This window comes from Pseudoalteromonas sp. NJ631 (assembly GCF_000276645.1).
GTDB classification, from domain to species: domain Bacteria; phylum Pseudomonadota; class Gammaproteobacteria; order Enterobacterales; family Alteromonadaceae; genus Pseudoalteromonas; species Pseudoalteromonas piscicida.
This window is the reverse complement of sequence record NZ_AKXJ01000003.1, coordinates 387,016-399,031: the sequence shown is the minus strand read 5'-3', so window position 1 is coordinate 399,031 and position 12,016 is coordinate 387,016. Positions and strand designations below refer to the sequence as shown.

General features: G+C 41.1%; 13 protein-coding genes. 8 read left to right on the top strand and 5 right to left on the bottom strand.

Annotated elements, in window-relative coordinates; all coding sequences use genetic code 11:
- Positions 1-134: 134 nt before the first annotated feature.
- The 6 genes from A587_RS0108575 to A587_RS0108550 all read left to right on the top strand — a co-directional run bounded on the left by A587_RS0108575 (position 135) and on the right by A587_RS0108550 (position 5,819).
- Positions 135-470, top strand: a complete 336-nt coding sequence (locus A587_RS0108575) for a DUF3802 family protein (RefSeq protein WP_026000926.1) — start codon at positions 135-137, stop codon at positions 468-470.
- A 103-nt stretch (positions 471-573) separates the two neighbouring features.
- Positions 574-987 (top strand): OsmC family protein, encoded by a 414-nt coding sequence (locus A587_RS0108570; RefSeq protein WP_010607074.1) that lies wholly within the window; start codon positions 574-576, stop codon positions 985-987.
- A gap of 85 nt (positions 988-1,072) precedes the next feature.
- A complete protein-coding gene (gene speD, locus A587_RS0108565) occupies positions 1,073-1,882 on the top strand; it encodes an adenosylmethionine decarboxylase (RefSeq protein ID WP_017217244.1) in 810 nt (269 codons plus the stop codon).
- A gap of 245 nt (positions 1,883-2,127) precedes the next feature.
- On the top strand, positions 2,128-4,482 hold the full coding sequence (locus A587_RS0108560; RefSeq protein WP_017217243.1) for a hypothetical protein: 2,355 nt from the start codon (positions 2,128-2,130) through the stop codon (positions 4,480-4,482).
- 10 nt (positions 4,483-4,492) lie between these two features.
- Entirely contained in the window at positions 4,493-5,176 is a 684-nt protein-coding gene (locus A587_RS0108555) for an AHH domain-containing protein (protein ID WP_017217242.1), read from the top strand.
- 1 nt (position 5,177) lies between these two features.
- Positions 5,178-5,819 carry an imm11 family protein gene (locus A587_RS0108550; protein ID WP_017217241.1) on the top strand — a complete coding sequence of 214 codons (642 nt, stop codon included), beginning with the start codon at positions 5,178-5,180 and terminating at the stop codon, positions 5,817-5,819.
- 56 nt (positions 5,820-5,875) lie between these two features.
- On the opposite strand, the gene A587_RS0108545 is transcribed toward A587_RS0108550, so the two are convergent.
- The 4 genes from A587_RS0108545 to A587_RS24990 all read right to left on the bottom strand — a co-directional run bounded on the left by A587_RS0108545 (position 5,876) and on the right by A587_RS24990 (position 8,377).
- Complete coding sequence (locus tag A587_RS0108545) at positions 5,876-6,535, bottom strand: hypothetical protein (protein ID WP_017217240.1); 660 nt, start codon at positions 6,533-6,535, stop codon at positions 5,876-5,878.
- A gap of 104 nt (positions 6,536-6,639) precedes the next feature.
- Complete coding sequence (locus A587_RS0108540; RefSeq protein ID WP_017217239.1) at positions 6,640-7,218, bottom strand: hypothetical protein; 579 nt, start codon at positions 7,216-7,218, stop codon at positions 6,640-6,642.
- A 154-nt stretch (positions 7,219-7,372) separates the two neighbouring features.
- Positions 7,373-7,726 carry a helix-turn-helix domain-containing protein gene (locus A587_RS0108535; RefSeq protein ID WP_017217238.1) on the bottom strand — a complete coding sequence of 118 codons (354 nt, stop codon included), beginning with the start codon at positions 7,724-7,726 and terminating at the stop codon, positions 7,373-7,375.
- A 495-nt stretch (positions 7,727-8,221) separates the two neighbouring features.
- Positions 8,222-8,377, bottom strand: a complete 156-nt coding sequence (locus tag A587_RS24990) for a hypothetical protein (protein ID WP_017217237.1) — start codon at positions 8,375-8,377, stop codon at positions 8,222-8,224.
- 611 nt (positions 8,378-8,988) lie between these two features.
- Here A587_RS24990 and A587_RS0108520 point away from each other — a divergent pair.
- Positions 8,989-9,222, top strand: coding sequence for a hypothetical protein (locus A587_RS0108520; RefSeq protein WP_010607079.1), 234 nt, complete (start codon positions 8,989-8,991; stop codon positions 9,220-9,222).
- Positions 9,223-9,347: 125 nt separating this feature from the next.
- On the opposite strand, the gene A587_RS0108515 is transcribed toward A587_RS0108520, so the two are convergent.
- On the bottom strand, positions 9,348-11,426 hold the full coding sequence (locus A587_RS0108515) for a TonB-dependent receptor (protein WP_017217235.1): 2,079 nt from the start codon (positions 11,424-11,426) through the stop codon (positions 9,348-9,350).
- 111 nt (positions 11,427-11,537) lie between these two features.
- Between A587_RS0108515 and A587_RS0108510 the strand changes: the two genes are divergently transcribed.
- Positions 11,538-11,945, top strand: coding sequence for an acyl-CoA thioesterase (locus tag A587_RS0108510; RefSeq protein ID WP_017217234.1), 408 nt, complete (start codon positions 11,538-11,540; stop codon positions 11,943-11,945).
- The last annotated feature ends 71 nt before the right edge of the window (positions 11,946-12,016 follow it).

The window sequence follows — 12,016 nt, the reverse complement described above, 5'->3', positions numbered from 1 at the left end:
TACTCAATAAAAATTGATAAGAAAAGCAGCTTCGGCTGCTTTTTTGTGTCTAGTTGACTACAAAAGTAGCAATCGAAAAAACTTTCTGCTTAAATCAATAGGAGATGTCTTTGATAGGTTCGGGTGAGCAAAGTATGGTTTTAGATAAACAAGGGTACGATGATTTAGTCATGTATTTGACGCAAAACTTAGCCTTGTTTGAGAAGTCTGGGACGGTTGAACCAGGGGCTCCAACAGTCATGGAATTAATCGAAGATGTGATCGCTGAAAACGTTATCCGTATATGCGAGCAGCACAAAGAGTTATCTACAGAGCAGCGCAGCATGATTGTGCGTGAGGTAGATGGCATTGTGTACGACTTACAAGAAGTGCTATCAAGTGTTGTTGATAGACGTGTCACCGTAGAACAAAAAGAATTTATCGAAGAATTCGCAGGTTTGGTCAAAAACCTGTTTGATTCTGCTGTATAGCTTGGCACAATCACTATCGACAGTGTAGAAAACACACTTAGAGGCAATTCTAGGTTTAAGATACACCGCCATTTGGCGGTGTTATGCTTTATAGAGGATAACTATGTTAGCTAGCGTAAAATGGGTTGAAGGAGATACCTTTATCGGTCGCTCTGCGTCGGGACATAATGTGGTATTTGATGCCGGTTCTGACAGTGCAGCGCCAAGTCCAATGGAGATGGTATTAATGTCAGCGGGATGTTGTTCGTCAGTCGATGTAGTCAGCATTCTACAAAAGGCGCGTCAGGATGTTACCGACGTGGAAGTAAAATTAACCGCAGAGCGCGCAGAAAGCGCACCTAGGGTTTTTACCAAGATCAATTTACACTTCGTGGTGAAAGGGCGTAATGTCTCTGAAAAACACCTAGAAAGAGCTGTAAGTTTATCCGCTGAAAAGTATTGTTCAGTGGCATTAATGCTTGAAAAAGCAGTAGAAATTACGCATAGCCATGAAGTGGTTGAAATTGACGAAAAATAACGCTTTTTCATAGCGCTATTTTCGTATAAAATCCGCGAACTTTTGTTTCTGCAGCGCAGATTTTTTGTATTAAGGTGGGTCTATCGTGAACAAGCCCTTTGATAAAATTAAACTCCATGGCTTTAACAACTTAACTAAGAGTTTAAGCTTTAGCATTTACGATATTTGCTACGCCAAGACCGAGCAGCAACGTAAAGAATATCTAGAATACATCGATGAGCAGTACAGTGCTGATCGTTTGACGGATATTCTAAAAGACGTAACGGATATCATCGGTGCAAACGTACTGAATATCGCACGTCAAGATTATGAACCACAAGGGGCGAGTGTGACGATCTTAGTATCAGAAGAGCCTGTTGAACAACAGACTTTTGATAGCAACGAAGCACCAGGTCCACTTCCTGAGTCAGTGGTAGCACACTTAGATAAGAGTCACATCTGTGTTCATACTTATCCTGAAGCACACCCTGATGATGGCATTTGTACTTTTAGAGCGGATATCGAAGTTTCAACGTGTGGAATTATTTCGCCACTTAAAGCGCTTAACTTCTTAATTCACTCTTTAGAGTCAGATGTGGTAACGATCGACTATCGTGTTCGTGGATTTACTCGTGACGTTAATGGTGTTAAACACTATATCGACCACGCAATTCACTCGATCCAGAATTACATGACGGAAGATACTAAAGACGCATACCACATGGTAGACGTAAACGTGTATCAAGAGAACCTATTCCATACTAAGATGATGCTTAAGGAAACAGACCTAAATGCATATCTATTTGGAATTAGTACTGATGATTTAGACGCAGACGAAGAGGAAGAAATTCGTCTTAAGCTGAATCGTGAAATTCAGGAAGTGTTCTACGGTCGCAATTTACCGGAAACTGAATAATCAGCGGTAAATTAAGGTATTAAAAAAGGCGCGCAAGCGCCTTTTTTAATGTCTGAAATTTGTAAGATATTCAGCCTACATTTAAATTAAATGTGGACAATATTTGCTCGCAATAAATAGCGGCTTAAGTGCTTATTCGGTAGGCAATAGTGCAGGCTGAAACCAGCTGGAAGAAGACACTAATTATCCGAGGCTCAGATTAGGTACTAACCTCCCATTTCATAACGCTATTAAAGGACTAAAAAATGGCATTTGATGATCTCACCTCGCGCTTAGGTGATAATCAGGAAAGCACCAGTAATAGCACTGAGCATGAAGCGCCAAGTGAAGTACAACTCCTTGCTGCAACAGCGATGTCCTCCATTCAAAGACGAAAGCTTCCTATTGAAATCATGCATGTGCTTCATGGTCGTATTTGGAGCATCATTCCGTTTAGACAAGCACCGCTTTTTAGATATCACTCTCAGGCTCAATTTTGGATACTTGCAAGCAAGCGCTGGCAGCGAGTAAATTACTCTAGCTTTAGTCACCACAGTGGTGAGCGATATGCCTTTGTGCCATATCAATCACTTGATGTAAAAGATAAACCGACAAGCTATGGGGGAGGAAATCGCAGTGCGCAAGATTTTAATAGCTTGGTGCAAGCAGATATGCCTCGAGGACTTAGCCAAGCTGAAATTAATCGCGCCCTACTTGGTGGCAGCAAAGCAATACAATCTGAAGTGGTACTCGAGCCAACAGTTTTTATTTCTAATCCAAATAACAATTCCAAAGTGGAACTAAAACGCTCTCAACAAGTTTATATGCGTTTTAGCGATCACATGTTTCGTGCTGGAGATACCGTAGAGTCCGTCGCTAACCAATATGCGGGTAGGCCCGATCCTAAGCTGATTTATGGTTACAACGACGATGTCAATCGCAACAATCCCCCAAAGGCTGGTGACCGTTTACGGGTACCGAGTGGTTGGGATACTAAAGTGGGTGGCTCGGTAAGTAATGCCCGCGCGGTAAGGTTGCAGTGGCAAGGTCCAAGCAAGGGAAGCGCAGTGCTTGATGTACCAAAACTACCACCAGATCAATTACACTTTTGGGACACTCGACTTAAACTCGATCCCGGCGTTTATGTTCTTACCGCGAGCGCAGGTTCAGCCAACCATAGTATTGACGTTGAAGTACTCGGTGTTAAGTCAAGTGCCGCATGGGTAAAAGTGAGGGCGTATTACGATGATGAATGGCAGACCGCGCTTCCCCTTGAACAAGTCAATATTCATTTAGGTAATACACTTATCCACGGAAAACTTAAACTCAATTCAAGTGGTGATAAAAGCACAGATGCAAATGCACTTGAACGAGCAGAGTCAACGGCGAATGAGGCTGGAGTTGTGGTAAAAAGCGACTTACCACAAGAGGGCCAAGTCACTGTAGAAGTTGCTCGTAACGAAGCGCTAGAAGCGGAAATCAACAACCTCAAATCATCATTACACATGCAGCTTGATGGTGCATATCGAGATACCGTATCGAATATGAGTGGATTTCAATCTGATTGGGACGAATATGGTTTTGCTGCAATTGCAATTAATGGCGCGCAAGGTGCGTATCAAGGTGGAAGTAAGTGGCTTGAAGACCAAGCAGACTTGTTCGAAGCACAAACATGGATTGACTTAGGAAAAACCATTAAGTCCGCCGCAGGTAGCGCATATGATACCACCGCAGATTATGCTAGCGAGCGCTTTGAGCAATTGCGACAAAGTGCCAATGAAATGTCCAATTGGATTGAAGAGGATGCCAGTGAAGACTTGCTCAGTTGGAACTGGTATCAAGCCAATACACAGCGAGCATTAGATGCAGCCGAACAGGCTTATCGCGATGTACATCATGATACTACTCAGTACCTTAACGACGCTGCAGACGCAATTAAAAATACAAGCCATTATGCAAGTGCGTTATACACGCATCGCCATGCAATTACCAACTTACTTGATGATATCGCGAAAGGAGAGGTCGCCAAAGTACAACAATTTGTTGATACCACTTTAGTTGATATTGACCCTGAATTAGCCGCTAGTATAAAAAACACTCCTGATTTCTATTTAGTGTTGGCGCTCATAGACGACCATGATAGTGCACTAACTTATGTTGCTTACGCGTCACTCTTTATGGAAGCTGTGCCTCCTAACTTTTATGCATACATTGGCGGAAAAGGCGGCGCTTATGTTGCGATAGAGGTTTGTTTGTTACTAGCAACGTCATTACTTACATTAGGAGCGGGTACAGCCGCAAGAGTAACAGCACTTGCTGCCAAGTTATCAGCCAATGGTGCCAGAGCCGCAAGTTCATCAGTAAAAGTTAAAAAAGCACAAGCGGCAATCAGCGCTTTTATCCGCACGCTTGAAGACTTTAACGACAGCACTACAACCTTAAAAAGTCTCGGGAAAAAGCTTACAACCGCGCGTTCAAGTGGGTTGCTACTTAAAGGCAAAACCAACTCGACGCTAACTGCGAAAAAGCAAACAACAAAACGACAGACACGATGCCGCTTATGTGGCAAAACAGATCACACAACACCACGCAGTCTACGCGGCATCGTTCATTATGAATAAGGAGTGATTCATGAGTGAAGAAATTGAAGAACAAATTGAAGGGATGGTTGATAAGGACAAAAAATATCGAGATAGGCTGATCGCCAATATTAAACACAAGAAGGATCATCCATTCCATAATGGTATTCATATGGCGGCTCATCATCTGATTTCGAAAGAGGCTGTCAATGTCGCTCAGTTAGGGAGCTTACTAATTCATAGAGGTTACAACATAAATTTAGTTGAAAACTTGGTCTTTTTACCCAGCACCTTACAAGGTGCTTGTCAGCTGAGAGTGCAATTGCATCGTGGCGATCACACATATGCTCTGCCTAAACAAGAGGCTTATCACGATCAAGTTGCTTCAGGTATAAACAAAATAAAATCAGATCTAAAAAAATGCACACCTCGAACTCAAAAAGATACAAGTGAAATTCAAAATATCTTGGATCTTGAAAGTAAGGCTATATTAAAAAAAGTCGCAGAGTTCAGAGTCCCATTAAGCTCGGTTTTTAGAAACTTTAAGCCTTCAAGCAAAATAGGTTGTTCTAATAATAATGAAATTGATGAGTGCGAAGAACAGGTAACGCGTTGTAACCATGAGAGGAAGCATGTAGGTCAGATAAATTATTTATACCCATATGGTAATGTTCGTAAGGTTCCTCAAGAAATTAAATATGAGAAATCTTACTATAAACTTAAAGTAGGGAATTAATGTGGATAAAAATTATAATGAAGAATACTATTTAATTTTAAAGGATTTTAATGATTATACCTTGTATCCGATGGCATTAGAAAAGTCGGCGGATAGAGACTTTGAATTTGAGCGATTAATTTGGGGACAAGAACCGCTTTTCTTTGAAAATAGCTACAAACAAGAAGATATCAAAAGAAATATCAAAAGGCCTATCCCAACCGTTATGCTAAACATGGTGACTCCTATAATTAGTAGCCAAATTAGAGAGCGGCTAAAATTTTTTAATTTTGTCGGGATGCAGCTATATCCAGCTGTTTACATTGACGATGGTGGTAACTATCACGAAGACTATTGGTGCATGAACTTTTGGCAAGAGCTGGATTGTTGGGATAGAGAAAAGTCTAAAACAGAGAAAGCGACGAAAGAAGAATTGGCAGATCCATACTTTATGTCGAGAATCGACGTTTATAAATACCACTTAGATAGTGAAGTCTTGGATAAAATCCCAGAAGAAGAGCGCTTGATATTTAAACAAGCAGGTGGTCTGAAGTATGTCTTTGTCCATCAAAAAATTGCAGATATCTTTTTTGAGGAGAAGGCGACGGGCGTTAACTTAGTCAAAGTGTCCGATTTTGAAGAAGGGATGCAGTTTTATATCTGAGTAGAATAAAAAATAAAACCCGCGGGAGCGGGCTTTATTTTTTACAAGCTATTGCCCTATTTGGGTTCGCTTTCTAATTCCTCATCTGGCGTATCAGGGCGCTGTCGTTCGACAAAGATAGTGGCCAGTAGGGTGGTGATCACACAGGAGAGTAAAATCGACTTTAGGATTTCGTAGTTTTTATATACCCAGCTCCAACTCCAAAAGGGCTTAGATGCCTCTTCGGACACACCAAAAAAGAGATCCATATAGCGAATCAAGTTTTCACCAAAAGCGGCTAAATCGACCAATACAAATGCAAAGAAAATACCATACAAAATTGGGTCAGCATAAGTCATATAAATGGATCGCCAATTGTCAGGATTAGTAAAGCGCATATAGCGCAAAGACAAACGAACTCTATGTTTAAGTAATAGTAAAGCTGTTAAATCTAGTAAGAAATACACTCCAAAAATAGAAAAGTTTGCTAGATGTGCTTCTAAACCCTCTTTTCGCATGCCTAAAGCTAATTCTACGGCACTTAATTCGATCAGCGTAAATATAAACAGCACAACAGAAATATGCTTTAAGTTTACTAATTGCTTTGAAAATGAGCTAAAAATAACTATCACAGCTAACATGATAAAGTTTGCATAATTGTTTAGCGCTATATAAAAATAAGAGAGTGAAACTGCAATTAATATTGCGATCAAAAAAAAGTATGAAGATAACTTCATTGCGATTCCTTATAATATCGATAACTTAGCGAAATTTTTCTGTTACTTCTTATGAACTTTTTCACTTTTATTCTCTTAAATATTTATCAGCTGGAAGCTGCGTTTTAACCCGGCTTGGAGTTCTCACTCTCAACTCTAGGATCATCAGCTTTAGCTCCACCGGTACCGCCAAAAACTTTTCTACTATCGCTACGCTGGATTAGCTTTGGGCGAGAAGTGTGTGGTTCTGAAGATGCTGTTGTAAGTCTTGGATCATCACCTTTGGTTCCACTGCTTCCACCTACCACTCGGGTAGTTGAGCTTTTCTCCAGTTGAAACTTGTAATCTGATGACTGTGCTATTGGTTCGCATTTTACCTTTGGCTCTGCGACTTTATTGTCACCACTTCCACCAACCACCTGATTAACTGAGTCAGCACTAAGTGATGATTTTTTATTTGGTGTTATGAAGTCATTTTGTACTTTAGGGTCATCAGCTTGTCCTCCTGTTGTGCCACCAATCACCTGATTAACTGAATCAGCACTAAGTGATGATTGTTTACTTGGCGCTGCTGAGTCACTTTCGACTTTTGGATCTTTTACTTTTGGTCCAAGCGATCCACCAGATACCCTGTTAGCTTGTTTTTGGGAAAGTGCTGTTAAAGTTACGAGTCGGTTAGCTATATTTTTTATAAAAAAGCGCATAATGACGTCCTTTCTAAGTTAAGTTTTGCGGTGTTTAATTTCCACTCCACTTTACTCCTTAACAATAAAGTTGAAAACATTGTGTTGCAAATGGACCTTATTCGTAACTTTATTGTTTGCCATTGTGGTGAGGGGCAATGAAAGTGCGCGTCTTTCATTTGCCGTTATCCCCGTTGCTTGATTTGTTATTTCGCGGTGTTGGCGACTTGCGCCATAATTTGGCGTCGTCAATTTTGTCTCTTAAGGCAAGGATTTGTTCTCTAAGTGGATTGAGGTTGATGCCGCAGGCGTCGCACCATACTTCAAAATATTCGTAGGGAAATTTGCTTACGCCTTTTTCATAGTTTTCGTAAGTGCCACGCTCCACACCGACCAAATTAGCCATTTCTTGCGTGGTTTTGCCGGCGACTTTGCGCATGCGGCGCAGGTCGTCTCCTGTAAAGCGCTTATCATATTTCCCCACCAACTCAATCCTTTTTGCCTGTCGCACTCGCGTCACAAACAGCATCAACCCCTATGTAGCCGGATGTATGCTATTTGTTTGTCTCTATTGTTCGCTTAACTAAGTTGCATTTTTGTATCTAAACCGTAAACGCGAGTCTATCGTAGAAAATTTCTTTTTCAAGTGTATTCAGTCTAAAAATGTATATTTTGTTTCACTGTTATTTTCTTCGCATAATTTTTTGTGCGAAGCACATTAGAGTTATTTGGATTAAGCGTTGATGATTAAGACTAAGAAGAAATTAGTCAAAAGCAAAAGTGCGAAATTCAAGAAGTGTTCTAGAGTCGTAATTTACCTGAAGTGTAATAGTCCGTGGTGTTAGGTTAAGTAAGAGTAAAAGGCGCCATTATTAATTTTTCAGCCCTAGAGTTATAGGAAAACTACTTTTGGTAAAGAGGATGTTCCGTTGATATTGTAGGGATAGATGAAGAGATTATAACGCCCTCTTTTAGGGGAGTAAAAAGCCACCTTCTTAAGAGAGTGGCTCCCCACTAGTAATGGTCAATAAATAACAGTTCTCGTTGAAGAGCCTTTCTCTACTCTAGGGTCTTTATCTTTATTTGGACCGCTGCCACCAGAAATCATTTTTGTTTCTTTGAGGTGGAGCTGATAAATATCTGAAAGTTTATTAGTGGTCTTTTTTAGCAAAAAGCGCATAATGATGTCCTTCCTAGGTTAAGTTTTAATGTACTCTGATCCCACTCTACTTTACTCCTTAATAAAAAATTTGAAAACATCATGTAGTAAATATGCGTCATACGTATCTTGATTGTTTTGCATGCGTGATTGCAAGGGGAAAAAGCTTGGGCATTCATTTGCGGTTACCCTCTTTACTTGATTTGTTACTTTGGTTTGGGGATTTACGCCAAAGTTTAGCATCATCAATTTTATCTCTGAGCGCTAAAATTTGCTCCCTTAATGGGTTTAGGTTAATACCACAAGCGATACACCACACTTTAAAATACGCATAGGGGACTTTACTGACTCCCTTTTCATAGTTTTCATAAATGCCGCGCTCTACACGGCTAATTTAGCCATTTCGAAGTCAGATCAAAAATATATATTGTGTTTCACTGCTATTTTCTTCGCATAATTTTTTGTGCGGAGCACACCAAAATTATTTGGATTAAGCACCGATGTGTTGTTATTTAGTTTGTGTGTTTACTGATAAATTTAACAGTCAATTAAAAAAAATTTTCTTCGCGCAGATTTTTGCTCGAAGCTTTTGTTACTTTAGTGTGAAATAAAGTGACATGTTGGAGAGCAATATGGATTATCTACGCCAATATCATGACTTAACGATTTATTACGATGCCCTCAAGAAGGCGGCAAGGCAGGGTGACGAGGTGCCAGACACCACAACCAAATGGTTAGCACTGGTGGAAACAACCCTGTTTGAACTGCAAGAGCTTGCCCATATGGAAAAGGCTTACATGCAGAAGTCAAAAACGATGAATAATCTGGTTGAGTTGGTGTATTCCAGTGCCCCAAGCATGGAGTAACTAAAAGGGTAATTGCTTTTTGAGTTTTTGCGGTGAGGGGGAACGTTTTACTCTAATTTTACGTTCCCCCTTTTTTCTTTTTGTGCCCGTTTATCGCCTTATGTGTAGGCGATAAACGGGTCGTACTATAGTTCGTAAGAAAAACTTAAACCATAAACGCGTGGCTCGCCGTATTGTACATAGGTGTTGTCTTGCCAGCCGTCTAATGGATTATTACCAAACCTAAAGCCACGTACTACAATGTCTTCGTCTGCAAGATTTCTACCCCAAGCCGTTAATGACCAGTTGTCGCCATAGTAACTAAGGCTTGCGTTGATCAGGTTATGATTGCGCGCTTGCTCGTTGTGACTATCCGAGAGGTAATAGTTGTCTTTGCCTTCCACACCCAATTCAACCACTAGGTTATCCATTAACTCGTAATTGACGGCAAACGAGTATTGATAATTTGGCGCTTGTGCTTGGTCGCGACCATCAAGGTTGAGGCCACTGGCAGCCACAAAGTCTTCAATCTCGGTCTCTAAATAGCCTGCGCTATAGCTAAAACCAAGACGGTCCGTGTATTGTAGGTTACCTTCAACTTCTAGGCCGTAGTTACTGCCTTTACTGGCGTTGTCGATGTAGCCTGCAAATTGCTGGTTAGAAACTTGCCATTGTTTTAACTGGATATCATCGCGTTGCATATAAAACGCGGTAACACGCACAAGGTGACGCTTGTCTTCAGACTCACCTTTTACACCAAACTCAGCGTTCCAAACATACTCAGGGTCAAAGTAATGGTGTTCAGCCGGAATATTTAAACCTTCATCTTTGGCTTTTGCCAGTGCTTCGCCGTTTACACCGCCGACTTTGTAACCGCGAGTAAGGCTGGTGTAGATCATAGTGCGCGGTACAACTTGATATTCAAGTGCGACTTTTCCGCCCCACATTACATCATCGGTTTCGATACTAAAGCCGTTACTATCTAAATAGTCAGCGTCATATTGCTCTGCGCGAAGACCACCGATTAGGCGAGTTTTGTCTGAAAGGTGATGCACGTATTGACCAAAAATCGCCTTACTTTCTACGGTGTATGCTGACGTAAATGGGTTCTCAAGCCAAGTGTAATGACGGGTCAAATCAACATCGTTACGCTTTGCAAAAACACCTATCACCCAGTCATTTTGTTTATCTTTGATTAAAAACTCTATGTTGCCATTTTCATGGTTACGCTCGTAGGCATCGGTTGAGCTGTATCCTTCTGGGTGTAATCCTGCTGCGCATAGCGCTGGCTGAGCTGCGTCATTACATACCCAATCTTCGTCGTAGCTATATAAAGTATCAGCATCTAGCCCAGATACTTTAAATTCCAAATTGAATAAGTCTGAGCGAGTATAAATTCCGCGTAGTGAAAACGCATCGGAGCTGAGGTTGTCTTGGCCTGGGGTATCAGCAACACTGCTACGTGAATTATCCAGGGTGAAACCGTCGTACCCGTTTTCAGTATCAATATGGTGATAAGCAAACTCTAGTGCGAGGTTGTCGCTCACTTGAGAGTTAAGTTTCACTCTTGCTACTTGCTCGTCTTGTTGCTGAGTGGGTTTGTTTAGGTAGAGGTTATCTACGTAACCGTCAGACTCTCGTTGATAAAGGCTGACGCGCACAGCGGTGTCGTCGCTTAATCCCGTACCCGCAGCAAGGCCTGCTTCGTAGCTACCGTAATTGCCTGCGCCCAACTTCACTTTTAATGATGGCGCTGTGGTGGCGGCTTGGGTATTTACTTCAACGATTCCTGCTAAAGCATCTGAACCGAACTTAGTGCCTTGAGGGCCACGATACACCACCACTGACTCGGTATCAAAAAGCAGCGCACTTGCGCCTAATCCTGAATAATTAATACCGTCAATTAATAAGCCAACGCTGGGATAAATAGGATCAACAAACTGTGAACGTAAGCCGATACCACGGATTTGCATAAAGCGACCACGAGACGCACCTGCTGTAAAGTTAACGTTAGCGGTGGCACCTAGTATCTCATCTAAATATTGCGCACCACGCTTAGCGATAGTGAGTTCGTCAACCACAGAAGCGCTTGCACTTAATGTCTGGATAGTTTCATTCTGAAAATCGCCAGTGACGACAATGGTTTCTAGGTTATCGTCGGCAAGTACCTGATGAGAGAAAAATGGCAGCAGTGCCAGGGTGATCGTAGAGAGTTTTAACTTCATGCTTAATCTTTGTCCCATTTTTAATTGGGCACAGTTTAACAAAAGCCAGACCAGTTGACAGTGAAATTGTGTTATATGTTAGCCCGCAAATGTTAAACAAATAGGCCAGATATGAGTTTTAAAGTTGATTTTAAAGTCCGAGACTATGAGTGTGACTTACAGGGAATAGTTAATAACAGTGTGTATTTTAATTATTTAGAGCATGCAAGGCATGAGTTTTTATTGGCGAATAACGTTGATTTTGCAGCGCTTGCAGAGCAAAAAGTGAACTTAGTCGTTATTCGTAGCGAAATGAATTACAAAGACTCGTTACGTCCAGGCGATGAGTTTTATGTTGAAGTCGCACTTGAGCGTGAAAGCAGAGTAAAGTTTGCATTTAAGCAAAAAGTGATAAGAGCGCATGACAATAAACTCATGCTTGATGCTGTGGTAACAGGGACTTCGGTGAATGAGCGCGGTAGACCGTTTTTACCAGACGCTATTACACATTTATTTGAAGAGCAGCAATTTGTGAAATAGTTGGTGTTAAAACATTCAGGTAAGACAATTTTACAGAATTTTACTGCTATTTTTGTGTCTTGAAACGTTAT